Source organism: Coprococcus sp. AF21-14LB (genome assembly GCF_003458885.1).
Lineage (GTDB): Bacteria > Bacillota > Clostridia > Lachnospirales > Lachnospiraceae > UBA9414.
This window is the reverse complement of sequence record NZ_QRVX01000005.1, coordinates 1-23,556: the sequence shown is the minus strand read 5'-3', so window position 1 is coordinate 23,556 and position 23,556 is coordinate 1. Positions and strand designations below refer to the sequence as shown.

The 23,556-nt window shown below is 41.7% G+C and carries 25 protein-coding genes, 1 tRNA gene and 1 pseudogene; 20 read left to right on the top strand and 7 right to left on the bottom strand.

Annotated elements, in window-relative coordinates:
• Nucleotides 1–12 precede the first annotated feature (12 nt).
• Nucleotides 13–825: a hypothetical protein gene (locus tag DWX73_RS15395; protein ID WP_334294644.1), complete on the top strand. Its 813-nt coding sequence runs from the start codon at nucleotides 13–15 to the stop codon at nucleotides 823–825.
• A gap of 94 nt (nucleotides 826–919) precedes the next feature.
• Here the strand turns inward: DWX73_RS15395 and DWX73_RS02090 are convergent, their stop codons facing one another.
• The 4 genes from DWX73_RS02090 to DWX73_RS14520 all read right to left on the bottom strand — a co-directional run bounded on the left by DWX73_RS02090 (nucleotide 920) and on the right by DWX73_RS14520 (nucleotide 4,305).
• On the bottom strand, nucleotides 920–1,702 hold the full coding sequence (locus tag DWX73_RS02090; RefSeq protein WP_118346479.1) for an HAD family hydrolase: 783 nt from the start codon (nucleotides 1,700–1,702) through the stop codon (nucleotides 920–922).
• Between the two features lie 64 nt (nucleotides 1,703–1,766).
• On the bottom strand, nucleotides 1,767–2,387 hold the full coding sequence (locus DWX73_RS02085) for a metallophosphoesterase family protein (RefSeq protein WP_118346478.1): 621 nt from the start codon (nucleotides 2,385–2,387) through the stop codon (nucleotides 1,767–1,769).
• Between the two features lie 8 nt (nucleotides 2,388–2,395).
• Complete coding sequence (locus tag DWX73_RS02080; RefSeq protein ID WP_330413384.1) at nucleotides 2,396–4,087, bottom strand: BMP family ABC transporter substrate-binding protein; 1,692 nt, start codon at nucleotides 4,085–4,087, stop codon at nucleotides 2,396–2,398.
• A 44-nt stretch (nucleotides 4,088–4,131) separates the two neighbouring features.
• Nucleotides 4,132–4,305 carry a hypothetical protein gene (locus DWX73_RS14520; RefSeq protein ID WP_330413383.1) on the bottom strand — a complete coding sequence of 58 codons (174 nt, stop codon included), beginning with the start codon at nucleotides 4,303–4,305 and terminating at the stop codon, nucleotides 4,132–4,134.
• A 225-nt stretch (nucleotides 4,306–4,530) separates the two neighbouring features.
• Between DWX73_RS14520 and DWX73_RS02075 the strand changes: the two genes are divergently transcribed.
• From DWX73_RS02075 to DWX73_RS02055, 6 genes are all read left to right on the top strand, one after another.
• Nucleotides 4,531–5,298, top strand: a complete 768-nt coding sequence (locus DWX73_RS02075; protein ID WP_118346477.1) for an N-acetylmuramoyl-L-alanine amidase — start codon at nucleotides 4,531–4,533, stop codon at nucleotides 5,296–5,298.
• A gap of 195 nt (nucleotides 5,299–5,493) precedes the next feature.
• Nucleotides 5,494–5,985 carry a DUF4358 domain-containing protein gene (locus DWX73_RS02070; protein ID WP_118346476.1) on the top strand — a complete coding sequence of 164 codons (492 nt, stop codon included), beginning with the start codon at nucleotides 5,494–5,496 and terminating at the stop codon, nucleotides 5,983–5,985.
• A gap of 12 nt (nucleotides 5,986–5,997) precedes the next feature.
• On the top strand, nucleotides 5,998–7,404 hold the full coding sequence (locus DWX73_RS02065; protein ID WP_118346475.1) for an MBOAT family O-acyltransferase: 1,407 nt from the start codon (nucleotides 5,998–6,000) through the stop codon (nucleotides 7,402–7,404).
• 15 nt (nucleotides 7,405–7,419) lie between these two features.
• Nucleotides 7,420–7,794 (top strand): DHHW family protein, encoded by a 375-nt coding sequence (locus DWX73_RS13770; protein ID WP_242996537.1) that lies wholly within the window; start codon nucleotides 7,420–7,422, stop codon nucleotides 7,792–7,794.
• Nucleotides 7,745–8,581 carry a DHHW family protein gene (locus DWX73_RS02060; RefSeq protein ID WP_242996535.1) on the top strand — a complete coding sequence of 279 codons (837 nt, stop codon included), beginning with the start codon at nucleotides 7,745–7,747 and terminating at the stop codon, nucleotides 8,579–8,581. Before DWX73_RS13770 ends, DWX73_RS02060 begins: the two co-directional genes overlap by 50 nt.
• Nucleotides 8,582–8,610: 29 nt before the next feature.
• Complete coding sequence (locus DWX73_RS02055) at nucleotides 8,611–9,522, top strand: RNA polymerase sigma factor region1.1 domain-containing protein (RefSeq protein ID WP_118346474.1); 912 nt, start codon at nucleotides 8,611–8,613, stop codon at nucleotides 9,520–9,522.
• 88 nt (nucleotides 9,523–9,610) lie between these two features.
• On the opposite strand, the gene DWX73_RS02050 is transcribed toward DWX73_RS02055, so the two are convergent.
• A complete protein-coding gene (locus tag DWX73_RS02050) occupies nucleotides 9,611–10,915 on the bottom strand; it encodes an HlyC/CorC family transporter (protein WP_118346473.1) in 1,305 nt (434 codons plus the stop codon).
• Nucleotides 10,916–11,087: 172 nt separating this feature from the next.
• Here DWX73_RS02050 and murB point away from each other — a divergent pair, with 172 nt between their 5' ends.
• The 10 genes and pseudogenes from murB to DWX73_RS02000 all read left to right on the top strand — a co-directional run bounded on the left by murB (nucleotide 11,088) and on the right by DWX73_RS02000 (nucleotide 19,767).
• Nucleotides 11,088–12,002 carry a UDP-N-acetylmuramate dehydrogenase gene (gene murB / locus DWX73_RS02045; protein ID WP_118346472.1) on the top strand — a complete coding sequence of 305 codons (915 nt, stop codon included), beginning with the start codon at nucleotides 11,088–11,090 and terminating at the stop codon, nucleotides 12,000–12,002.
• Between the two features lie 2 nt (nucleotides 12,003–12,004).
• On the top strand, nucleotides 12,005–12,877 hold the full coding sequence (gene rapZ / locus DWX73_RS02040) for an RNase adapter RapZ (protein WP_118346471.1): 873 nt from the start codon (nucleotides 12,005–12,007) through the stop codon (nucleotides 12,875–12,877).
• Between the two features lie 11 nt (nucleotides 12,878–12,888).
• A pseudogene (whiA, locus tag DWX73_RS02035) lies at nucleotides 12,889–13,847 on the top strand (DNA-binding protein WhiA).
• A gap of 10 nt (nucleotides 13,848–13,857) precedes the next feature.
• On the top strand, nucleotides 13,858–14,097 hold the full coding sequence (locus tag DWX73_RS02030; protein ID WP_118346470.1) for an HPr family phosphocarrier protein: 240 nt from the start codon (nucleotides 13,858–13,860) through the stop codon (nucleotides 14,095–14,097).
• A gap of 79 nt (nucleotides 14,098–14,176) precedes the next feature.
• Nucleotides 14,177–15,124 carry a diacylglycerol/lipid kinase family protein gene (locus DWX73_RS02025; RefSeq protein ID WP_118346469.1) on the top strand — a complete coding sequence of 316 codons (948 nt, stop codon included), beginning with the start codon at nucleotides 14,177–14,179 and terminating at the stop codon, nucleotides 15,122–15,124.
• Between the two features lie 238 nt (nucleotides 15,125–15,362).
• Nucleotides 15,363–15,434 (top strand) — tRNA-Glu (locus tag DWX73_RS02020).
• 136 nt (nucleotides 15,435–15,570) lie between these two features.
• Nucleotides 15,571–16,434: a class II fructose-1,6-bisphosphate aldolase gene (gene fba / locus DWX73_RS02015; protein WP_118346468.1), complete on the top strand. Its 864-nt coding sequence runs from the start codon at nucleotides 15,571–15,573 to the stop codon at nucleotides 16,432–16,434.
• A 95-nt stretch (nucleotides 16,435–16,529) separates the two neighbouring features.
• Nucleotides 16,530–18,641: a glutamine synthetase III family protein gene (locus DWX73_RS02010; RefSeq protein ID WP_442871977.1), complete on the top strand. Its 2,112-nt coding sequence runs from the start codon at nucleotides 16,530–16,532 to the stop codon at nucleotides 18,639–18,641.
• Nucleotides 18,642–18,800: 159 nt separating this feature from the next.
• Nucleotides 18,801–19,259, top strand: a complete 459-nt coding sequence (locus DWX73_RS02005) for a DUF1700 domain-containing protein (RefSeq protein WP_118346466.1) — start codon at nucleotides 18,801–18,803, stop codon at nucleotides 19,257–19,259.
• Between the two features lie 271 nt (nucleotides 19,260–19,530).
• Nucleotides 19,531–19,767 carry a hypothetical protein gene (locus tag DWX73_RS02000; RefSeq protein WP_118346465.1) on the top strand — a complete coding sequence of 79 codons (237 nt, stop codon included), beginning with the start codon at nucleotides 19,531–19,533 and terminating at the stop codon, nucleotides 19,765–19,767.
• Between the two features lie 73 nt (nucleotides 19,768–19,840).
• Here the strand turns inward: DWX73_RS02000 and DWX73_RS01995 are convergent, their stop codons facing one another.
• Nucleotides 19,841–20,323 (bottom strand): LysR substrate-binding domain-containing protein, encoded by a 483-nt coding sequence (locus DWX73_RS01995; RefSeq protein WP_118346464.1) that lies wholly within the window; start codon nucleotides 20,321–20,323, stop codon nucleotides 19,841–19,843.
• The gene (locus DWX73_RS01990) at nucleotides 20,295–20,735 is read right to left on the bottom strand and encodes a LysR family transcriptional regulator (protein WP_118346463.1); all 441 of its coding nucleotides are present in this window, start codon (nucleotides 20,733–20,735) and stop codon (nucleotides 20,295–20,297) included. Before DWX73_RS01990 ends, DWX73_RS01995 begins: the two co-directional genes overlap by 29 nt.
• A 205-nt stretch (nucleotides 20,736–20,940) precedes the next feature.
• On the opposite strand from DWX73_RS01990, the gene DWX73_RS01985 reads away from it, so the two are divergent.
• From DWX73_RS01985 to DWX73_RS13760, 3 genes are read left to right on the top strand one after another with little or no spacing between them, the layout of a single operon-like run.
• Nucleotides 20,941–22,119 (top strand): M20 metallopeptidase family protein, encoded by a 1,179-nt coding sequence (locus tag DWX73_RS01985; protein WP_118346462.1) that lies wholly within the window; start codon nucleotides 20,941–20,943, stop codon nucleotides 22,117–22,119.
• An 18-nt stretch (nucleotides 22,120–22,137) separates the two neighbouring features.
• Nucleotides 22,138–22,650, top strand: a complete 513-nt coding sequence (locus tag DWX73_RS13765) for an MFS transporter (protein WP_278321061.1) — start codon at nucleotides 22,138–22,140, stop codon at nucleotides 22,648–22,650.
• A 14-nt stretch (nucleotides 22,651–22,664) separates the two neighbouring features.
• Complete coding sequence (locus DWX73_RS13760) at nucleotides 22,665–23,378, top strand: MFS transporter (RefSeq protein ID WP_278321063.1); 714 nt, start codon at nucleotides 22,665–22,667, stop codon at nucleotides 23,376–23,378.
• Nucleotides 23,379–23,556: the final 178 nt, after the last annotated feature.

The window sequence follows — 23,556 nt, the reverse complement described above, 5'->3', positions numbered from 1 at the left end:
GAAGATGGACGCATGACAGAGAAATATTTCCGTTTCCGTGATGTGATCAGTAAATATACAGAGATTCCGGAAGTAGAGTTTACAACAAAGATTAAACGAAAAGCTTATGGAAACGTACAGGCAGATAAGAAAGTGAGTCTTTTTTCTGTCCTTGATGATCTTTCAACACCGGTACATAGTCAGTGGACACAGTCCATGGAAGAAGTGGGACAAGACTATGGATTTATCCTTTACCGGACAAAACTTGGCACACAGAAAGATTTCAGTGAATTTAAAATCATGGGCGGAGGTGACCGGGCAAATATCTTTGCAGATGAGAAGCAGGTAGAAATCCGATATGACAAAGAACTGGAGAAAAATGGAGAACTTCATCTGGAGCGGGAAGGCGCACAGTTTGATATTTTGATGGAGAATCTTGGCCGCGTCAATTACGGGCCGCAGATTGAAGATCAGAAGAAAGGGATTACGAAAGGCGTCTGGTTTAACTGGGCATTCCAGAATGGATGGGATATTTACCCGCTTCCTCTGAATAATATTGAGAAAGTGGATTTCTCAAAGGAATATAAAGAAGGTCCGGCATTTTATCATTTTGAATTAACAGTTGATGAGCCAGCGGATACGTTTCTGGAGCTTCCGGGATTTGGGCATGGCTGTGTACTTATCAATGGAAAAAATCTGGGACGTTTTTGGGAGATCGGACCACAGAAACGGCTGTATATTCCGGCGCCGCTTCTTCGAGAAGGAAAGAATGAGATCATCGTATTTGAAACAGATGGAAAAGCCGGTGACGGTATCCGGTTTGAGGAAGAACCGCTGCTGTCATGATTGACAGAACTGAAACAACGGAAGAAAGGGACTACTTATAAATATTCATAAAAAAGCTTTCGGCAGAACCATATGAGATTCTGCCGGAGGCTTTTTATTCGTATTCTTCTAAAAGTTCTTCAAGAACTTCTTCCACGGTGGCGGTAGTAGCCGTGGCAAAACGGTCAACGCCGGGAGCACAGGTCTTCATGGCATAGCTTGAGCCGGCAGTAAGAAGCATTTCCACATCGTTATATTCATCTCCGAATGCCATACATTCCCGTTTCTTCACATGAAGCTGATCCATTAGGCTCTGTAATGCCAGACCTTTGTTGGCGTTTGGTGCGATGAAATCAAACCAGAGATTACCGGAGGTAACTACATTAATCCGCTCTTTGAAGAGTTCACGAAAATGACTGTCATAGCGGGAACTGCCCTGAAAGTCACAGACAGCGATCTTTAAAAATGGATCTGTGACAGAAGAGAAGTCATCCACCGGAGTGATGTCGTATTTTACTTCTTCGCGCAGATAGCGAAGAAATTCAGGATTTTTATGTTCTACATAAGTAGTTCTCTCGCAGGCGAGAGCGATTTCCAATTCAGGTATTTTTTTGATTTCTTTAATAATTTCAAGTCCGAGAGAATGATCGATTTCGCCTTGATAGAAAATTTTTCCTTCGTGAGTACAGAGAGAACCGTTTTCTGCAATGTAAGAAATCTCATTCTGGATCGGACCAAAGAGGCGGCGAAGATTCTGATACTGGCGTCCGCTGGCAGCAACGAAATGAACTCCGCAGTCTTTCAGACGCAAGATCAGATCAGTAAATCCTTCCGGGAGTTCCTGAGCTCCGTTTCTCAGAACAGTGCCGTCCATATCGCTGGCAATTAATTTTATCATGTTAAAGTATCCTCCATTTTAATATTCCATTATTTTGTATGAGCAAGATCGGTTGAAAATAGTATCAGCGGATATGCTGGGCAAGATTTTCGTCATCAAAATCAAAGACACAGCGTTCAAATGCATTGATGACGTGGGTTTCTTCAAATTTGTCATAGCGCATATGCTGACGGCCGTAGCTTAAATGAACATGTCCGTGCAAAAAGAAGCGCGGCTGGTATTTCTGCATCAGTTTATTAAAAATCCGGAATCCCTGATGCGGGAGATCCCGACCGTCATTGAGCTGATAGGCCGGAGCGTGAGTGAGAAGAATGTCAAAGCCCCGGCGCCGCTTGAGTTTCCACCAGAGTTTTCTTACCCGCGCGGACATTTCCCGGTCCGTATATTGGTATTTTCCAGGACAATAGCGCATAGAACCGCCAAGTCCGAGGATTCGAATTCCGTTGTGTACATAAATATCATCATCTATGCAGATACAGCCTTCCGGCGGAACCGTGTCGTAGATGGAATCATGGTTTCCGTGGACGTACAGAACAGGCGCATGAGTAAATGTGGCGAGAAATGACAAGTATCGCGGATCAAGATCCCCGGCTGAGAGTATCAGGTCAATTCCCTCCAGCTTGCTCTTATCGAAGAAATCCCAGAGATACCGGGATTCTTCGTCTGCAATAGCTAGTATTTTCATTTGCTGTGTTACTCCTTTGATGTTGTAGTGCCGATGCCCTGAGATAAGATGACAGGTTTGGCATGATCGACCAGCTCATCCGGTTTTGGAATATGTCCAACGACATTTTCTGCCAGCCAGTCCATTGTAATGATCTCCTCAGGAGAGAGAACAGCAGATTCATCCTTCTGCACAATTCCGGTCTGGGAGTATAGTACACCGCGGAATGGTGTGAATTCTCCCTTGCAGATTGTCTCTTTGAGAAGTTCAACAAGGCGGTTTGTGCCAAGTGGAAGATGCTGAGAGCAGATAATCTCAATTACATCCGAAGACATTCCCCACCAATAATTCACAGCCCCGGTAGCTGTTTTGCTTTCATCGTTTTTCCAGGAGCCGTTTAAAATGGTATCGATCATTTTCTCATAAAATTTTCCCCAATGCCATACCGGAATTGCCAGATTGGTAATGTGTTCCTCCTGCATTTTGAAGAGACCGAAATAGCGGGAAGCCTGGCCCGGAATAATCATGTCCTGGCCGAGGATACAGGAGATTCCTTCTTCTTCAAATTCATCAATAGGATGCGAGTCTTTGAGGGTAGACCATTTCAAATGTACTTTAGCCCGTGGGTTAATCATCTTGGCTCCCAATGCAAAGGCATTAATATTTGCAACCATACCATAGATCGGGTAATCGGCGATATAGCCAAGGTCATTGGATTCTGAAACCGCACCGGCAATGGCGCCCATGAGGAATTTGGCCTCGTACATGCGGGCATAGTAGGTGCGGATGTACTGATGAGAGGCATTGAGCGAGCAGTTCAGGATCTTGACATTAGGATGATCGATGGCTGCTTTAATACTTGGAAGCAAAAGCGGAGGGGAAGTAGTGAAAATGATATCATTTCCCTGGGCGATCGCATCCTGAAGCAGTACGTCAATGTTGTCCGGAGTAGCATTATTGTAGGCGAACGTCTCAATCTGTTCTGCAAATGTATCATCCAGATGCATGCGGCCTAATTCATGGGAATAGGTCCAGGCAGAGGTTTCAGAAGATTTTTCATGGATAAATGCTACCCGCAATGTAGATTTTGTTCCCGGGAGAAGAAGTTTTAAAAGATTTGTTTTCTCCTCGGTCGGATTCATGCGAAGCTGAAGCGGCTGATTGCTGGCAAACGCTTCCAACTGTTCCTGACGATTCTTGATCAGACGCTTGAGAGAAGAAGTAGGCATATTGTATACCTCTTCATAGCCATAGAGTTCGATGAAAGATAAAAATGCATCGCCAATGGTCAATTCACCGAGGTCATCGGTATCGTAAAGCGCTGTAAAGCGGGACAAGATAGAGCTGAATTTCAAACGATCTTCCGTTGTCCAGCGTTCGTCCGGCATTTTTCCGACGAGACGCTGTAATTTTGCAAAACTTTTTTCTTTTGTAAACCAGATATAGTTAATTTCTGACAGTTCATAAAAATCAAGAAATTCAAAATAAATCTTGTTTTCTTTTTCTTCTGTTCGCTGCGGAATGAGACGGATTACTTGCCCTACAATGGAAACTGCACCGAAGTACTTCAAAACGCTGACACGCTTATTGCCTTCCTGGACATAGAATTTGTTCATATATTCGTAAGCCTTGATCGGGTCCCGAATCCCTTCCTGAATGTGGGATTCACAGAGGGAGATCCATTTAATAGCAAATTCAGATCTTTCTTCAAGTACCGGCATGAAATTTGCAGCAAATGCATTGCGGCGATCACTTGATTTCGTACCTACGATCCGGTCAGTAGGATCTGTACGATACCGAGGGGAACTTCTGAGGCAATATCTCCGCGTTTGATGATATCGTCTAAAGATGGGAGGTAAGGATTCTCTCCCTTGAGTGTGCGGAGATTCATTTCCCGTTTGCCCATTTTGGCAGCCTTTTGGTAATCATTTAATGACATGCGATTCTCTCCTTTTTTATTGCGTAAATGCCGCCGGAAAAAGCAGGCATTCTGACTTCTTTCGCTTAAAATGTTTTCATAGAAATAGTTTTCTTCCATATTCATAATACTTGCAGAAGGAGCAAAGTGCAAGAGGAAAACTGACTGAATTATTTTAGGAAAACTGCACGGGTTCTGGCGTTTGGCATATAGTAAAATGAAGAAGCATATAAGGGGCCTGAAAGTATGGCTTATACGGTAATGATCGATGCCGGACACGGGGGAAAAGATCCGGGAGCTGTTTACCAGGAGAGAAGAGAAAAAGATGATACACTAAAGCTTGCTATGGCGGTGGGACAGATCCTGCAGGAGAATGGAATCCGCGTGGAGTACACAAGAACAACGGATGTGTATGAAACTCCATATGAAAAGGCGATGGAAGCCAATAATGCCGGAGTAGATTTCTTCGTATCGATCCATCGCAATTCTTATCCGCAGGCGAATGCAGTTTCCGGCGTGGAAGTGCTTGTTTATGATAAGAGCGGTTTAAAAAATGAGATGGCAGAGGAAATTGCAGACCAGTTGGAGACTGTCGGATATGTAAATCTGGGAGTGAAAGAACGTCCGAATCTCGTAGTACTTCGCAGAACGAAGATGCCTGCAATTCTCGTGGAAGCAGGATTTATCAATTCAGATACAGATAACAAACTGTTTGACCAGAATTTTGACGCAACTGCAAGAGCGATTGCAGACGGAATTCTTGATGTACTTCAAGAAGATACCGGTGAAAGCGAAGAGAAAGTTTATCGTGTACAGACAGGGGCCTTCCGAAATCCGGATAATGCTAACCGGATGCTGAATGAGTTATTGGAAGAAGGATATTCGGCAGCTATTTATGAACGGGATGGACTTTTTCTCGTTCAGGCAGGGAATGAATCCAGCCTTGCAGATGCAGCGGCATTGGAGCGGCGTTTGAAACGGGATGGGTATGCGACTGTTCTTGTAACCAAATAAGATGAAAAAGAATGATTCAAAGGAGTATCTGGCAGAGATAGGTCTTGCATATCTTATGAAAGGTTACTATAATAAAGCGTAGGGAGAATGGAATTATAAAGTATGTTTTAATTGCCACAGTTCTTGTGGCAATTTTTAAATTTGCCCAGAGGAACTGAGCGCCAGAGAAAATGAAAACCTGAGGGGGAGGAAGCTATGGACAGAAGAAAAAGAGGTCCGGGCAGTACGGTAGTTTGGAAATATATTTTTGCCGGATGTATTATTATTTATACTGCACTTGTGTTTGTATATATGAGCGGTAGTAACAGACCGTTCAAAGAAGTAAAACAGGCGATGGAGAAAAAAATCGATACAGAGCACATGAAGGATGTGAGCAGTCAGGGACTGAAAAGATATTACGGCTTGAATGGCGCGGATTACGATGGAGTAATGATGTATGTTTCCACATCAAGTATGTCAGCGGAAGAAGTGTTAGTTGTGAAAGCGAAAAACACAGAACAGGCAAGAGAACTTGAGGATGCGATTGAAAAACGAATCGAAGAACGGAAAAATGTCTTTGAGGGTTATGCGCCTGAACAGGTAAAAATGCTGAAAGAAGCGCAGAAAAGTGTCCGGGGAACTTATGTATTTCTTGCAATATCGCCGGACAGCAATAGTTATCGGGAAGCATTTACAAAAGCACTTTAGGAGGGAAAGAAAATGCTGTTTAGCAGTATTACATTTATTTTTATATTTCTTCCGGCTACGATTGCGCTGAATCTGATTGTTCCGGAACGTTTCCGCAATGTGATTCTTATGTTTGCGAGTCTGTTCTTCTATGCATGGGGAGAACCGGTTTATGTTATTTTGATGATCTTATCGATCTTTCTGAATTATTTTTGCGGAAAAGAAATTTTTGAAAATCTTGGAGAAAAGGCAAGGGCGAAACGAAGTCTGATCTGGGCTTTGGCAGCGAATTTACTGTTGCTTGGATTTTTTAAATACTGCGGTTTCTTTATTGAAATTGTAAATGCAGTGCTTCCGGTTAATATTTCTTACCGGGAATTAGGATTGCCGATTGGAATTTCCTTTTATACCTTTCAGGCAATCTCTTATCTGATTGATGTATATCGGGGAGAAGTAAAGCCGCAGAAAAATATTTTGAACTTTGCGCTTTATATCTCAATGTTCCCACAGCTGATCGCAGGTCCTATCGTTCGTTATATTGATATTGAAGAGCAGCTGCGGCATCGCAAGATGTCTCCGGCGAAATTCGGTGCAGGCGTCAGATTCTTTATTATCGGGTTGAGCAAAAAGGTGATTCTCGCGAATGGAATGGGAAAGATCTTTGAAGAAATCTACGGAGCATTTTCAGGAGGGACTTCCTTATATCTTCTGACAGCATGGATTGGAGCGGCAGCTTATGCGCTTCAGATTTATTTTGATTTCAGCGGTTATTCAGATATGGCGATCGGTCTTGGCAAAATGTTCGGTTTTGAATTGAAGAAGAATTTTGATTATCCTTATACAGCAAATTCTATTACGGATTTCTGGCGCAGATGGCATATCTCTCTCAGTACATGGTTCAGGGAATATGTATACATTCCGCTTGGAGGCAACCGGGTGCCGAAAGAAAGACATATTTTTAATCTGCTTGTCGTCTGGACATTGACCGGATTCTGGCATGGAGCAGCGTGGAATTTTATGTTCTGGGGATTTTACTATGGAATCTTTTTGATTTTGGAAAAATATATTTGGGGAAAATGGATAGAGAAAATGCCGGGGGCAATGCGTCATCTGTATGCACTTGTGGTTGTACTTGTGGGCTGGGTATTTTTCTTTAGTACAGGACTTCAGGAAGCATTCCGTTATCTGGGAATGATGATCGGGATTGGAACGAAAGGAGTTGCAGGGGCAGTAACTGTGTTTACGCTGACATCTCACTGGCTTTTGTGGATTGCAGGAATTCTTGGCTCAACGAAGATTCCGATCAGGCTGCTGAATCATTTTGGATATGAGACATCTTCCAAATGGATTACGGATGGGATCTATCTGTTTCTGTTTTTGATATCGATATCATGTCTGATTACCGATTCATTTAATCCATTTTTGTATTTTAGATTTTAAGGAGGGACAGATGCTGTGGGAAGAGAAAAACGAAAGCAGCAGAGAAGGAAAGCAGATATCATGCTAGGTTGTCTGTTTCTTGCCTGCATCTTGCTATTCCTGGTTGTGAATGTATTTGTAAAGGATAAGGCAGTTTCTGAAGAAGAAAATCGATCGCTGACACAGAAACCAAAGCTGACAGCGGAAAGTGTTTTGAATGGAAGCTACATGAAACAATTTGAGTCATGGCAGTCTGACCAGTTTGCCGGAAGAAATCTGTGGCGAAAAATGAATGTATCTCTGAAGCAGTTTGGCGGAAGCGTCTGGAAAATGGAGTTTTCCATGGAAAAAGGGGCAGCTGATGGAAGAACTTGTCGTGCCGGATGCGAAGCTTTTGAAGGAAAATATTAAGGCAGTCAATGAATTTGTCAAGAGCAGAAGCGAGATACGAACTTCATTTCTTCTTGTACCGGATGCATCTGAAATCCTGCAGGATGCGTTGCCAGTATTTGCAGAAAAGAAAGATCAGGCGAAAATGTTTGAAAAGGTGAAAACGCAATTGGCAGACGAGGTACACTGGATTGATGGAGTTACTCCGCTGAGCAAGGCAAAAGATAAGAAAATTTATTATCAGACAGATCACCATTGGACGAGCCTGGGGGCGTATAAGACATTTCTGGCAGCGGCGGAAACATTAGAGATTGACACAAAGGCAGCAGGCGGTTATGATAAATATCCGGTTACGACAAAGTTTAATGGAGTGCTGGCTAGTACAAGTGGTTTTGAACAAAAAGAAATGGAAGAAATAGAAATCTATATTCCGAAAGAAAATAATGTTGATGTAATTGTAAATTATGTGGAAGAACAGAAACGGCGCACATCTTTATATGATTCTTCTAAATTAAAGACGAAGGATAAGTATGGCGTATTCTTGGGAGGCAATGCGTCTCTGATTGATATTAAGACGACAGCAGCGAGTGATAAGACGCTATTATTGCTAAAAGATTCTTTCGCAAATAGTTTTGTTCCGTTTCTGGCGCCGTATTATAAGGAGATTGTTATGGTAGATCCGCGCTATTATGCGGGAACAATGAGCGAGATACTGGAAACTTATCCGATTACAGACGCTTTGTTTTTATATAGTGGAAATACATTTTTTCAGGATAATAATCTGCAAGGGTTTCTGAGAGAAGAATAGAAGATAGAAAGAAGAAAAGAGGTTATGGTATGGACGGTCGAATGGAATTTCGTGAAAAACTTTCCGGTGTTCTGGCAGCTGCTTTTGAGCAGGGGATGCGGATCACAATGGACGAAGTAGAGAAATATTTTGAAGAAGATCATTTATCAGAGGAGCAGATTGAATTGGTATGTGATTATCTGCTCTCCCAGAAAGTTGTTGTCAGTGGCTATGAGAAAAAAGGCGGAACAGTCACTGCGGCAGGAGAAGAAGCGGTATTTACAGAAGAAGAAAAAGAGTATCTGCGTGAATATGAGAGAGATCTTGCAGCATTGCGAAGGGCAGAGAAAGAAGAATTGCCGGAATTATTTGCCCGGGCGGCGAAGAAAGAGGAAGCAGCAAAGCAGCGTTTGACGGAGAGTTATCTTCCGGTTGTTGTGGAGATTGCCAAGACACAGAGACACCCGGAAATTTTTCTGGGAGATATTATCCAGGAGGGAAACTTAAGTCTGATTACGGCAATTGAAATGTTAGATACTGCAGATCATGGAGATGAATTTCTGCGAAGAGAGATACTGCAGGGAATTCAGGCGCTTCAGGAAACATTGGAGGAAGAAAAGAAGCGTGATCACCGGATGGTGGAAAAGGTCAGCGACTTGGACGAGTCTATTACGAAACTGACAGAAGAGATGGGGCGGAAGATTACAATTGAAGAATTATCAATGTTTATGGATCTTCCAGTAGACGAAATCGTATCAGTTATGCAGCTGGCAGGAGAAGATGTAGAAGTCGGAGAGGTAGATCCGGATGAAATCTTCCATGTAGCAGGAAAAGACGAGATGAAAGAGACGGATCAGACAGTGGAAGAAGACAGCCGCGAGAATGCACAGAAGATGCTTGAAAATTATGCTGAGAAGCTGACGGATGGGTTTGACGATATGGAATATCGGCCGGGAGAGTAAAAAGGTTTGTAAAAGAGAAATAAGCAACAAAAAAGTAAAAGGGCAGCCGCAAATTAACTAAGGTTAATGGAAAGCGGCGCCCTTTTGTTTACTCATCTAAAAGATCAAGGTCAAGACTCTTTTTCTTCTTTTTCTCATAGTAATCTTCCGGAAGATAGAGATGTACTTTCTCTACCCGGTTCTTGTCTAACTTTTCTACAACAAGACGGATGCCATCTGCAGTCATAATCTCGTCATTGAGTTCCGGGAGGCGGTCAAGATGTTCAATGATGAAGCCGCCGAGAGAGTCATAATCTTCGGAAGAAAATTCCAGTTCAAGCTGATCATTAAGATCATCGAGGTTCATGGAACCTTCAATAATATATTCCTGTTTGTTGATTTCCTTGATGAATTCTTCTTCATTCTCATCGTATTCATCGTGAATCTCGCCGACAATCTCCTCAAGAATATCTTCCAGGGTAATCAGACCGGCAGTCTCGCCATATTCATCAAGAACAATAGCGATATTGAAAGAAGCATCACGCATCTCAACAAGCAGTTCAGAAATATTTTTATATTCATAGGTGAAATATGCTTCACGTAAAATATCTTTCACATGGAAATCCTTCTTGTTGTCGTACAGCAAGAGGTCTTTCATATTGATCGTACCGATGACATTATCGGTCGTCTCTTCAAAAATAGGAAGACGTGTAAACTTGTCTTCACGGAAAATTTCGATCAGTTCTTCATAGGAACTGTTTACATCGGCAAATGTCATGTGTACACGAGGTACCATTACATCTTTAGCTTTTGCATCGCCAAGATCGAATACATTATAGATCATTTCCTTTTCTTCAGATTCAATGATTCCGTCTTCATGGCTGACATCCACGATTGTACGCAGCTCGTTCTCTGTCATTGCGTCATTCTTAGCGCTTGTATCAATGCGCAGAATAAACATCACGCATTTGGAAAGGCTATTGACAACAAAAATAACCGGAGTCGCAATCTTCATTAAGAAAAGAATAATCGGTGCATAAATTAATGCAAGCTTTTCTGAATGAATTGTCGCTGCAGTTTTAGGGGTAATCTCTCCGAACAGAAGAATCAAAAGAGTAATAATACCCGTAGCAACAGCGATGGCAGAACCGCCGAAGTTATAAGCGATCATCGTGGAAATAGAGGATGCGGAAAGGTTCACGATGTTATTGCCAATTAAAATAGCGCTTAACATCTTTCCGGAATCTTCCGTAACTTTCAGCAGTGTGAGAGCACGCTTATTTCCCTCTTCAATCAACGTACGGATGCGAATCTTGTTAATAGTTACAAGGCAGGTCTCTGCAGATGAAAAAAATGCAGACAGACCAAGTAAGATGATTAGAACAATAATCTGTATGACGACACTCGAGTCCAATGATCTGTTCACTCCTTTTTTTATTATATTTTCGTATACCTATAAATATAGCGTATTTACTACTTTTTTGCAATAGAAATGCGAGAGAGAAACATTGAATTTGAAAGGAGATTGTTGTATGATAAAGACGATTCAATTTAAGAATAAAGAAAAAGAAAATAGGAGATGAACTATGAATTTTGATATATATAAAGAGTTGAAAGAAGCAGCAGGGAAGTCAGAGGTTCTGACGCAGGAAATGCTTTCCGGGCATACAACTTTTCGGGTTGGCGGTCCGGCAGATTATTTTGTGGCGGCAAAAGATGCACAGGCAGTCCAAAATGTAATTGCGTTATGCATATCGAAGCAAATTCCGTACTATATTCTAGGGAATGGAAGTAATATTCTTGCCGGAGATGGAGGGTATCGCGGAGTGATCCTTCAGTTCGGGAAAGAAATGAGTGAAGTTGAAGTATTGGAGGACGGAACAATCCGGGCGCAGGCAGGAGCGTTGCTTTCTAAGATTGCGAATGCAGCATATGAGAAAGCTCTAGGAGGATTTGAATTTGCAGCAGGAATTCCAGGCACGATTGGAGGCGCTATGGTTATGAATGCAGGCGCCTATGGCGGAGAGATGAAAGATGTTGTGACTTCTGTTAAAGTGCTGACAAAAGAAAATGAAATCCGTGTTCTTATAAATAAAGAAATGGAGTTTGGTTATCGAACAAGCGCTGTGGCAAAGAATGGATATATTGTTCTTGAGGTGGAACTCAAGCTTCACGAAGCTTCTCAGGAAGAGATTAAAGAGAAGATGGATGATCTGAAGAATCGAAGAATAACGAAACAGCCGCTGGAATTTCCAAGTGCAGGCAGTACATTTAAACGTCCTGAAGGAAATTTTGCGGGAAAACTGATCGAGGAGGCAGGGCTGAGAGGATTTGGAGTCGGTGGAGCTCAAGTGTCTGAGAAACATTGCGGTTTCGTAATCAATCGTGGAAAAGCTACTGCAAAAGATGTGACAGAGCTTATGAATGAAGTGATCAAAAGAGTAAAGGAGAACTCCGGTATTGAACTTGAACCGGAGGTAAAACGGTTAGGAGAATTCTAAAGATGGAAATTATGATTGTCACAGGAATGTCCGGGGCTGGTAAAAGTACAGCGCTGAAGATGTTGGAAGATGTGGGATACTTTTGTATTGATAATCTTCCGGTGGATCTGATGCCAAAGCTTCAGGAACTTTTGATGATTCCGGGAACAAAGGTAAATAAAGTAGCGCTGGGAGTTGATATTCGAAGCGGGGAGAAACTGGAGTCACTGGAAGAGATACTGGATCATTATAAGGAAGAAAATGTTTCTTACAAAATATTATTTCTGGATGCCGAAGATGAAATATTAATCAAACGCTATAAAGAAACGAGGAGAAGCCATCCACTGGCATCGGGAGAACGGATCGATAAGGGAATCTTCAGAGAAAGAGGACGCATTCGTTTTCTGAAAGAGCGGGCAGATTATATTGTGGATACAAGCCATATGCTCACAAAAGAGCTGCAGCAGGAATTGAAAAGAGTCATTGTGCTTGATAAAGATTATAAAAATCTTTACATGACAATTCTCTCTTTTGGGTTTAAATATGGTATTCCAAATGATGCAGATCTTGTATTTGATGTCAGGTTTCTTCCGAATCCATATTATGATCTTGAACTTAGACCAAAAACCGGGAATGAAAAAGAAATTCAGGATTATGTTATGCAGGGGGGACTGGCAGAAGAATTCCTTGACCGTTTGACAGATCTTATGAAGTTTTTGATTCCGAACTATATTAATGAAGGAAAACATAATCTCGTTATTGGAATTGGATGTACAGGAGGAAAACATCGTTCAGTTACGATTGTGAATGCCCTGTATGAGAGACTAAAACAGTTGGATGAATATGGGGTGAAAGCGGAACATCGCGACATTCGAAAGGATTCGGCGGTGAAATAAAAGGAGGACGCATGTCATTTTCAGGGAAAGTGAAAGAAGAGCTGTCGCAGCAGTTACCGACGGCAAGACATTGCCAGATTGCAGAACTGGCAGCGATTTTAAGCTTTTGCGGCAGTGTCATAATTGACAGCAGAGAGCGGTTTTCCATTAAAATTCATACGGAAAATATAGCTGTTGCAAGAAAGTGCTTTACATTAATCGAAAAAACCTTTAATATAGAGACTGAAAACGCGATTCGCAGAAATCAGGCAAGAGGGAGTACGATTTATTCCGTTGCTGTGAAAAGCCATACAGATGCAGTCAGAATTCTTCAGGCAGTGAAGCTTCTTGACAGAGAAGGGGAAGTGTTTGAGGAGATGTCAGTTGTAAAGAATATCGTTGTCCAGCAGATGTGCTGCAGACGGGCATTTCTTAGAGGGGCATTTCTGGCAGCAGGTTCCATGAGCGATCCTGAAAAATCATATCATTTTGAAATTGTATGTGCTTCGGAAGCGAGAGCAGTACAGCTTCAGACGATGATGGACAGCTTTGGGGTGGATGCGAAGATTGTTTTGCGTAAGAAGACATATGTTGTATATTTGAAAGAGGGTTCTCAAATTGTTGACATGCTGAATGTGATGGAAGCGCATGTAGCATTAATGGATCTTGAAAATGTTCGCATCTTGAAAGAGATGCGAAATTCAGTCAATCGGATCGTCAATTGTGAAACAGCAAATATTCATAAGACAGTTTCGGCAGCGGTAAAACAGCTCGAGATATTAAGTATATCCAGGATACGATCGGATTAGATGTTCTGACAGAGGGGCTGAAAGAAATGGCGCTTGTCAGGCTGGAACATCCGGAAGCTACGTTGAAAGAGCTTGGACAGCTGCTTTCGTCACCTGTTGGAAAATCAGGGGTGAATCATAGACTGAGGAAGCTGAGTGAGATTGCTGACAGAGCAAGAGAGAACAAGGAGGAAGTATTATGATTAAAAACCAATCACTATTAAACTGGATGACGGTTTGGACGCAAGACCAATTGCTTTGCTTGTGCAGGAGGCAAGTCAGTATACAAGCCAGGTATATATAGAGATTGATAACAAAAAGATTAATGCAAAGAGCATTATGGGAATGATGAGTCTGAAACTTGCCGGAGGAGAAAAACTGATGGTTGTAACAGACGGTGTGGATGAAGGCGAGGCAGCTCAGGGAATTGAGGCGTTTTTCGCAAACAGATAAGAATTTCGCAGTGAAAGGCGTGTACAGATTCGTGTACATGCCTTTTTAGCCAATGTAATACGAGAAGGAGGCAGCATAAATGAAAAAAATGATTTTTATTTATAATCCGAATGCTGGGAAAGGTGCTTTGAAATCCGGACTTTCGGATATTCTTGACATTTTTGTGAAGGCAGATTACGAAATCGTAATTTATCCGACACAGAGATATAAAGATGCATATCAAAAGGTAAAGCATTTGCCGGATGGTTACGATCTCGTTGTGTGCAGTGGAGGAGACGGCACGCTTGATGAGGTTGTGACGGGAATGATGAAGCGGAAAGAGCGGATACCGATCGGCTATATCCCAACGGGAACGACAAATGATTTTGCAAACAGCCTCCATATTCCTAAGAACCGTCTGGAGGCGGCAGACACAGCAGTAAACGGAAAGTTATTTCACTGTGATGTGGGAAGATTTAATAAAGGAATTTTTGTATACATTGCAGCCTTTGGATTATTTACGGACGTAGCTTATCAGACAAAGCAGGAAGTGAAAAATGTGCTTGGACATCTGGCTTATGTGCTGGAGGGAGCAAAGAGAATTTTTAATATTCCTTCTTATAAAATAAAGGTAACATATGATGAGGGTGTAATTGAAGACAAATTTATTTTTGGAATGGTTACAAACTCTAAATCTGTCGGGGGCTTCCGGGGAATGGTTGGAAAAGAAGTGGTATTTGATGATGGGAAATTTGAAGTAACATTAATTAAGATGCCGAAAAACCCATTGGAATTGAATGAGATTATTGCCGCGCTTCTTGTCGAGCAGGTAAATACAAACCATATGTACACGTTCCGTACAGGCGCTATTCGATTTGAGTCAGAAGAGGAAATTCCGTGGACGCTTGACGGCGAATTTGGAGGAGAGCATGATCAAGTGGAAATTGAAAATCTTCAGCAGCAGCTTCAGATCATGGTTCCGGCAGAAGAATTGTCGGCGCTGACAGCCAATCCGGATCTGGTATGCATTTCAGACGAAGAGATTTAGGAAACGGTATGTAAGCGAATCCTGATAGAATATTTACAAGTTTCGCAGGAGAAAGTCAAAATCGACTTTTTGTTTTGACTTTCCCGGCAAACTTATCAGGGATTTTATTCTTGTTCCTCAGGTTTTATGTATCCGCTTTCCGCATACATGCTCGGATATTTTTTAAATTTTTCAAAAAATATAAAAAAATGCTTGCATTTCATTCAAAAGTGTTATATACTAAGCAAGTAATCAATCAGGCCCCTTGGTCAAGCGGTCAAGACGCGACCCTCTCACGGTCGAATCAGGAGTTCGATTCTCCTAGGGGTCATTACGCAAAGAACAGTAGCAATTACTGTTCTTTTTTTGTGTTGTTTGACGAAAGCTGTCTGCTTGCATTTTCTACGTCAATGCGCTATAATGAAATGCATCAAAATGTTGAATTTTAGAAATCGGAGGGAAAGATTATGTTAGTTTCAGCAAAAGAAATGCTTGATAAAGCAAAAGCAGGCCATTATGCAGTTGGTCAGTTCAACATCAACAACCTGGAGTGGACAAAGGCAATCCTTTTGACAGCTCAGGAATGTAATTCTCCAGTCATTCTTGGTGTATCAGAGGGTGCAGGAAAATATATGACAGGCTTTAAGACAGTTGCAGATATGGTGAAAGCTATGATTGATGAGCTGAATATCACAGTACCTGTAGCACTTCATCTGGATCACGGCACATATGAAGGATGCTATAAATGTATTAAAGCAGGATTTTCATCTATCATGTTTGATGGTTCTCATTACCCGATCGAAGAGAACGTTGCAAAGACAAGAGAGCTTGTAGCAGTGTCTCATGCACTTGGACTTTCTATCGAAGCAGAAGTTGGTTCTATCGGTGGTGAAGAAGACGGAGTTGTGGGAGCAGGAGAATGTGCAGATCCGAACGAATGTAAGATGATCGCTGATCTCGGTGTAGACATGCTTGCAGCAGGAATCGGAAATATCCACGGAAAATATCCGGCAAACTGGCAGGGATTAAGTTTTGAGACTCTGGATGCAATCCAGCAGCTTACAGGAACTATGCCGCTTGTTCTTCACGGTGGAACAGGTATCCCGGCAGAGATGATCAAGAAAGCGATCGATCTTGGCGTTTCTAAAATCAACGTTAACACAGAGTGTCAGCTGGCTTTCGCAGAAGCTACACGTGAATATGTAGAAGCAGGTAAAGATCAGCAGGGCAAAGGCTATGATCCGCGTAAATTATTAGCACCTGGATTCGAAGCAATTAAAGCAACTGTAAAAGAAAAAATGGAATTATTCGGTTCCATTGACAGAGCTTAGTTTCAACTAGAGAAGAATAATAAGGCATTCCAGTGATTGGAATGCCTTTGCAATTTCAAAAGCAACGATATAGTGAATAACGAGAGGATGAAATGATGGGAGAATTCATGAATGTAGCGGCGATTTTTGGAGAGAATGTATTTAACGATACAGTGATGCAGGAACGTCTGCCGAAGAAAGTCTATAAAGATCTGAAAAAAACGATCGAAGAGGGAAAAGAACTTGACCTGGAAACTGCGGATGTAATCGCGCATGAGATGAAAGAATGGGCGATTGAAAAAGGAGCAACACATTATACACACTGGTTCCAACCATTGACAGGGGTAACAGCAGAGAAGCACGATTCATTTATTTCTGCTCCGATGGCGAATGGGAAAGTTCTAATGAGCTTTTCTGGAAAAGAACTGATCAAGGGTGAACCGGATGCATCTTCTTTTCCGTCAGGAGGACTGCGTGCCACATTTGAAGCGAGAGGCTACACGGCATGGGATTGCACGTCGCCGGCATTTGTGAAGAAAGATGAAGCGGGATGCATCCTCTATATTCCGACAGCATTTTGCTCTTATACAGGCGAGGCGCTTGACCAGAAGACGCCGCTTTTGAGATCAATGGAGGCGATTAATACACAGGGGCTCCGTTTCCTGCGTTTGTTTGGTAATACAACAGCTAAGAGAGTTAAGGCATCTGTCGGTGCCGAACAGGAATATTTTCTCGTAGATCGGGAGAAATATCTTCAGAGAAAAGATTTAATCTTTACAGGACGGACGCTGTTTGGAGCGATGCCGCCTAAAGGACAGGAGCTGGATGATCATTACTTTGGAAGTTTGAGAAACCGTATCGCTGCATTTATGAAGACGACGAATGAAGAGTTGTGGAAGCTTGGAGTAACTGCTAAGACGCAGCATAATGAGGCAGCACCTGCACAGCATGAACTTGCACCGATCTATATGGAATGCAATGTAGCAGTTGACCACAATCAGCTGATTATGGAAACACTCAAAAAAGTTGCTTCCAGACAGGGACTGCATTGTCTTCTCCATGAGAAACCATTTGCCGGAGTGAACGGTTCCGGAAAGCATGATAACTGGTCGCTGATCACAGATGACGGAAAGAATTTATTTGATCCGGGAAAGACACCGCATGAAAATATTCAGTTTCTTTTGCTGATGATGTGTATGCTGCGGGCAGTTGATAAACATGCGGCGCTTCTTCGGGAATCTGCGGCAGATCCGGGGAATGAAGAGCGTCTTGGGGCAGCAGAAGCTCCGCCGGCAATTATTTCTATTTTCCTCGGAGAACAGCTTGAGGATGTGCTGGAGCAGCTTGTAAGTACAGGAACAGCAACTCACAGTATTAAAGGAAGCGTTCTGGAGACAGGTGTACGCACACTTCCGGACTTTACAAAAGATGCGACAGACAGGAACCGTACGTCACCATTTGCTTTTACCGGAAATAAATGGGAGTTCCGTATGGTCGGTTCAAGAGATTCTGTCGGAGGACCGAATGTTGTACTGAATACAATTGTTGCGGATGCACTTTGTGATGCGTGTGATGAATTGGAAAAAGCAGAAGATTTTGATCAGGCAGTTCATGATCTGATTAAGCGCTATGCAACAGAACATCAGAGGATTGTATTTAGCGGCAACGGATATTCACAGGAATGGGTGGAGGAGGCGAAACGCCGCGGTCTTCCGAATCTTCCGTCTATGGTAGATGCAATCCCGGCACTTGTGTCAGAGGAATCCGTTCGTGTTTTTGAGAAATTTGGTGTATTTCGACGGGCAGAGTTGGAATCCCGCATGGAGATCAAGTACGAAGCTTATGCGAAAGTTATTAATATAGAAGCGAAAACGATGATCGATATTGCGAGAAAGCAGATTCTTCCGGCAGTAATGAACTATACGAAGACAGTAGCTGAGACCGTTGTTGCCGTTCGGGGTGCAGGAGCAGAACCACTTGTGCAGATGGAAGTTCTGACAGAGACGAATAATCTTCTCAAAGAGGTAAAAGATGCGCTTGTACATCTGGAAGAAGTGACGGAAGAGGCCGGAAAAAGAGCGGAAGGCTGTGAACAGGCACATTACTATCATGATGAGGTTGTTCCGGCTATGAAAGCATTGCGTGAGCCGGTGGATCATCTGGAAATGATTGTTTCCAAAGATATGTGGCCGATGCCATCATACAGTGATCTTCTGTTTGAAGTGTAAGATGAAATAGAAAAAGAGACGTAAGGAATCTGTATTTTTCTTAAAGAAAAGTTCATAAATCTTATAAAAACTTAAGACTCCTCAGACTTGGAATTGCAGTGGAAATATGCTATTCTTTGTCTGAGGAGTTTTCATAAAAAGGATAAAGGAGAGGAATGAATGACGCGCAGTGAATTTTTAGAAAAGCTGAAAGAAGCATTGGCTGACGGAATGGATAGTTATATAATCCAGGGGCATTTGAATTATTATAGAGATTATATTCAGGAAGAAGTACAGAAAGGACGCAGTGAGGAAGAAGTTTTGAGTGAGCTTGGAGATCCGTGGGTTATTGCCAGGTCACTTTTGGAAGCGCCTGGACAGGGAAGTGCAGGAGAAAGTTATAGCGACGCACAGGTATATCATGATGATCGAAAGGAAGACAGCGGTTATTATGGAGGCAAACATAAGGTATATCGGTTGAATTCTTTCTGGGGAAAACTAGCGGTAATCCTTGTGGTGGTAGGAATTATTTTTCTCATATTCTCGATTGTATCAGGTATTATTACTTTGCTTGCACCGGTAGTAGTTCCGGTAATCATAATTGTATTACTGATTAATTTCTTTAAAAATAGGAGATGAAAGCAAGAATAATATTGCTAAAGAAAATATAGAGATATGTATAAAGTAAAAGACCGATGGGGGAGCCATCGGTCTTTTGAGGGGAGTATAAATAATTAATAAGGGGTTGTAGAAAGAATACTTCCTACAGTTAGTAGTATAATATAATGGGTTAAAAAAAGCAAGAAAAAAATTTAAAAATCTCAAAATCTTCCTTTTTGATTCTATGTATAAAAAATAGTTTCTTCTGAGATAATAAGGGTGTAATAAAAAAAACAGGAGGAATTATATTATGGCAAAGAATAAAAACACAAACACATTTTCAGATGAGATGAACAAGAATAAAGCTGTTAGCAATACGGGCAGCAATGCGAAGAATCGAACAGAAGGCCGTGCAAAGAATCGCTCAGCCAGTTCAGCTTCCAGCAGCTGTCATAGAGGCGGAGAAAGCAATTATGCAGGAACAAATTCTTCAAGCAAAACTGCATCAGGAAAGAACAGATCTCAAAACGAGTATAATGGATATTAAAAAACGAAATAGGACAATTTGGGAATAAATAAAAAGCTGTGTACCGATGGAATCATCCATCGGGCACAGCTTTTTATGTAACTCGTTTTGAAAATTCTTTACGAAGATAGCCGATAAACTCATGTTCACGAGGATTTAAATCAGAATTCTTCGCTTTTACATAACATGAATTTAAATAAAAACCAGGCTCTGAAAAAGGACGCAACACAAACTCGTGACTGGAAGGAGTTTCTATAATACTTGTTATAGAAATATAGTTTCCTGTGGCAATGGCATCCAGAAGACTTCCCCGGTCAGACACTTGAAGGATCCGTTTGTTATTTTTCAGTCCCAAAATATTCAAATATTTTAAGGAAGAACTGTCATTATAACATACATAATTGAAATCATTGATTTCCTTTCGTGTAACCGCAGAAAAAGAGGCAAGCGGATGCTGGTTTGCAGCGAGAACGTATAAAGGAAATGGTGGGAATAGATCCTGGCATATGCAGTGATATTCTTCTGCCATTTTCAAATAATTATTTCGTTTAGACGGAGAATAGAAAAAAAATTCCAAGAGAATTTTCTCCGGATAAAATCGATTGAAAAATATTGCGTACACCCATTTCGTTTAAGCCATCAGAATCTAGATGGAGAGAATTTTGAATAAAGTTGAGAAACATTTTGGTAACAAATGTTGAATAGTATGAAGCGACTTTTAAAGGCATATCTGAATGTGCTGAAGATAATTCATTAATTTTATGGAGTTCAAGTAAAATTCGGCAGGAACTGGAAATGAAAGCCTGTCCTGTTTCGGTTAATGTAATACCTTTTCGCGTTCGATTAAAAATGGAAAAGCCGAGTTCATCTTCCAGTTTTTTTATTGTGCTGCTGAGATAGGGTTGGGAGATAAAAAGAGCTTGTGCAGCACGACTTATAGAGCCATGTTTGGCAACAGTGACAGCGTATTCTAAATGCGTGAAATTCATATGAAACCTCCATGACAGTATGTAAATTTAGCAAACTGATTTATCAAATCAATGCTACTATAATAGAATTAGTATATCGCTATAACGTATTCGGGAATGCCTGTGTTGATAACTGCAATGATATAATCGTTCACAAGAAGAATAATATTATCATAACAGACGGGTATTTTTTTATCAACAATATCCGCTCAAAGGAGGAAAAACTATGGTAAAAACATTACTTCAGGAAGCAACAGAATTTGCAGAGGAACTTACAAAGTGGAGAAGATATTTACACAGACATCCGGAATTGGATATGACTCTGCCAGAAACCGTTGCGTTTGTGAAAGAACAATTAAAAGAAATGGGGATTGCGTGCACAGTATCAGAAAAAGCAGGTTATGTAACAGCGCTGATCGGAGAGGGAAAACCTTGTTTTCTTTTGAGAAGTGATATGGATGCACTTCCGGTAAGGGAGGAATCCGGAGTAGAGTTTGCATCTGAAAATGGATGTATGCATGCATGTGGACATGATCTTCACGCCACGATTTTACTTGGCGCTGCCAAATTATTGAAGGCTCATGAAACCGAATTGAAAGGTTGTGTAAAATTACTGTTCCAGCCAGGAGAAGAAACATTTCACGGCGGCAAAGCGGCGGTAGAAGATGGGATTTTAGAGAATCCACATGTAGATGCTGCATTTGCAATGCATGTTTCCTCTACAGTACCGGTTGGTTTGATTGGATATGGTCCGGAACCAATGTCTTCTGTGTATGGGTTTAAAATTACGCTTACGGGAAAAGGAGGACATGGTTCCACACCGGAAATCTGTGTAGATCCGATTAATGCAGGAGTGCAGATTTATCTTGCGATGCAGTCGCTGATTGCAAGAGAATGTCCGTCAGCAGAAGAAGCAGTATTGACGATTGGACAGTTTGATGCCGGAAATGCAGCCAATATTATTCCGGAGCGAGCTGTGCTTCAGGGAACACTTCGTACATTTAAAAAAGAAATTGCAGAGAAAATGATTCATCGAATTGAAGAGATGATCAATACAGTTGCAGAAACGTATCGCACAAAAGCAGAGTTGGAAGTACTTTATAATGTACCGGCTGTCAACTGTACGGAAGATGTGATTAAGGAATGTGTGGATAGTATTCAGGAATTGAATCCGGATTTCCAGATTCTGCCGCTTTATCATGTTATGGGGTCTGAAGATTTTGCATTTATTTCAGAATGTGTGCCGAATGCATATTTTGCGGTTGGAGCAGGCGTAGATGATCAGAGTAAATGGGTAGGACAGCACAATCCAAAAGTACAGTTTCATGAAGCAAGTTTGCCGATTGGAGCTGCTGCATATGCAAAAGTGGCAATGGACTGGCTGGCAAAACACGCAGAGGAATAGAAGAGAGGAAGAAATAAAATGAACGGAAAGAAAAAAGTTTTTTATGGTTGGTTTATCGTTGTCAGCTGTGTATTGATTATGGCATTGGCTTATGCACCGCTTGTAAGTTGTGCAAGCCTTTTTATTACACCGATCACAGAAGATCTTGGTTTTGCCAGAAGTGCGTATACGCTGGCTAGTTCTATCAGTACACTGGTTATGATTGTGTTATCACCGTTTGTTGGAAAGATTATGTCACAGAAGTGTATGCATAAGGTATTAGTAATAAGTGTTGCAGGAGTTGCAGTAAGCTATGGAATGTTCTCTATTGCAAATACATTGGCGGCATTTTATATTATTGCAGTATTTGTGGGAATTTTTGCATCTGCATCAACGATGCTTCCGGTATCTATTGTAATTACAAACTGGTTTCAAAAGCAGCGAGGGCTGGCTATGAGTATTGCGATGGCAGGCTCAGGAATCGGCGGAGCTTTGTTAAGTCCGGTTATTGCGAAGCTATTACAGAACAAGGCTGGAGACAGACATATGTAATTCTTGCGGTGCTCATGTTTATTGTGCTTGTTCCGGTAGCAGCGTTGGTAATTCGGCAGAAACCGGAGGACAAGGGGCTTGTACCGTATGGCTATGGAGAGGCTGCTAATGTAAAAGCAGTATCAGACGAGAAAGAGTGGAATGTATCTTTAAAAGAGCTTCGCAAGATGTCAGTGTTCTGGATGTTTATTATAGGTATTGCATTGATTTCTGTAACCGGGGCGATTATCTCTCATATTCCGTCAGCGATTACTGATGCAGGATATTCTGCGGCAAAAGCCGCGTCTATCGTATCTTTATATCTGGCAATTGCAGTTCCGGGCAAGCTTGTGTTAGGGCATGTGTTTGACAAATATGGTGCGAAAGCAGGAATTCTGTTTGGAAATACAGTATTTATTCTTGCTGTGATTATGCTTCTTTTCATTGATCGCTCAGAGATGATGTTATATATTATGGCTGTTATTTTTGGGTTTGGGACTTGTATTGGAACGGTATCGGGATCAGTGCTTACAAGTAAACTTTTTGGTGCAGAGCATTATGCGGAAACTTATGGTTTTGTTTCTGTGTTTGTAAATGCAGGATTTGCGGTAGGCTCACCGATGATTGCCGCGACATATGATATGACAGGCTCTTATCATACAGCATGGATAATAGTGGCTGTGCTGGCAGTTTTGATGACAGTGCTTTTGTTAAGCAGTGCAGTTAAGGCGAAACAGAACGCACGGTAGAGAAAACAAAGTGAGATATTGGTGGATGAGTATGAACCGGATTGGAGAAGATTTTTTCAATCCGGTTTTTTGGTGCGCCTTGCGGCGCACGTCGCTAATGGGTGAAAGTCCCTAATCCGCCCTAGTAGTGGGAAGGATACAGCCAATGACAAGGGTGTCCACCGTGAGGTGGAATCTG

Bases quoted from the DNA above. Each gene is read 5' to 3' on its own strand.
- DWX73_RS15395 (WP_334294644.1), top strand. From the start codon at position 13: ATGACAGAGAAATATTTCCGTTTCCGTGATGTGATCAGTAAATATACA.
- DWX73_RS02090 (WP_118346479.1), bottom strand. From the start codon at position 1,702: ATGATAAAATTAATTGCCAGCGATATGGACGGCACTGTTCTGAGAAAC.
- DWX73_RS02085 (WP_118346478.1), bottom strand. From the start codon at position 2,387: ATGAAAATACTAGCTATTGCAGACGAAGAATCCCGGTATCTCTGGGAT.
- DWX73_RS02080 (WP_330413384.1), bottom strand. From the start codon at position 4,087: ATGCCGGTACTTGAAGAAAGATCTGAATTTGCTATTAAATGGATCTCC.
- DWX73_RS14520 (WP_330413383.1), bottom strand. From the start codon at position 4,305: ATGTCATTAAATGATTACCAAAAGGCTGCCAAAATGGGCAAACGGGAA.
- DWX73_RS02075 (WP_118346477.1), top strand. From the start codon at position 4,531: ATGGCTTATACGGTAATGATCGATGCCGGACACGGGGGAAAAGATCCG.
- DWX73_RS02070 (WP_118346476.1), top strand. From the start codon at position 5,494: ATGGACAGAAGAAAAAGAGGTCCGGGCAGTACGGTAGTTTGGAAATAT.
- DWX73_RS02065 (WP_118346475.1), top strand. From the start codon at position 5,998: ATGCTGTTTAGCAGTATTACATTTATTTTTATATTTCTTCCGGCTACG.
- DWX73_RS02060 (WP_242996535.1), top strand. From the start codon at position 7,745: ATGGAAGAACTTGTCGTGCCGGATGCGAAGCTTTTGAAGGAAAATATT.
- DWX73_RS02055 (WP_118346474.1), top strand. From the start codon at position 8,611: ATGGACGGTCGAATGGAATTTCGTGAAAAACTTTCCGGTGTTCTGGCA.
- murB (WP_118346472.1), top strand. From the start codon at position 11,088: ATGAATTTTGATATATATAAAGAGTTGAAAGAAGCAGCAGGGAAGTCA.
- rapZ (WP_118346471.1), top strand. From the start codon at position 12,005: ATGGAAATTATGATTGTCACAGGAATGTCCGGGGCTGGTAAAAGTACA.
- DWX73_RS02025 (WP_118346469.1), top strand. From the start codon at position 14,177: ATGAAAAAAATGATTTTTATTTATAATCCGAATGCTGGGAAAGGTGCT.
- fba (WP_118346468.1), top strand. From the start codon at position 15,571: ATGTTAGTTTCAGCAAAAGAAATGCTTGATAAAGCAAAAGCAGGCCAT.
- DWX73_RS02010 (WP_442871977.1), top strand. From the start codon at position 16,530: ATGGGAGAATTCATGAATGTAGCGGCGATTTTTGGAGAGAATGTATTT.
- DWX73_RS02005 (WP_118346466.1), top strand. From the start codon at position 18,801: ATGACGCGCAGTGAATTTTTAGAAAAGCTGAAAGAAGCATTGGCTGAC.
- DWX73_RS02000 (WP_118346465.1), top strand. From the start codon at position 19,531: ATGGCAAAGAATAAAAACACAAACACATTTTCAGATGAGATGAACAAG.
- DWX73_RS01990 (WP_118346463.1), bottom strand. From the start codon at position 20,735: ATGAATTTCACGCATTTAGAATACGCTGTCACTGTTGCCAAACATGGC.
- DWX73_RS01985 (WP_118346462.1), top strand. From the start codon at position 20,941: ATGGTAAAAACATTACTTCAGGAAGCAACAGAATTTGCAGAGGAACTT.
- DWX73_RS13765 (WP_278321061.1), top strand. From the start codon at position 22,138: ATGAACGGAAAGAAAAAAGTTTTTTATGGTTGGTTTATCGTTGTCAGC.
- DWX73_RS13760 (WP_278321063.1), top strand. From the start codon at position 22,665: ATGTTTATTGTGCTTGTTCCGGTAGCAGCGTTGGTAATTCGGCAGAAA.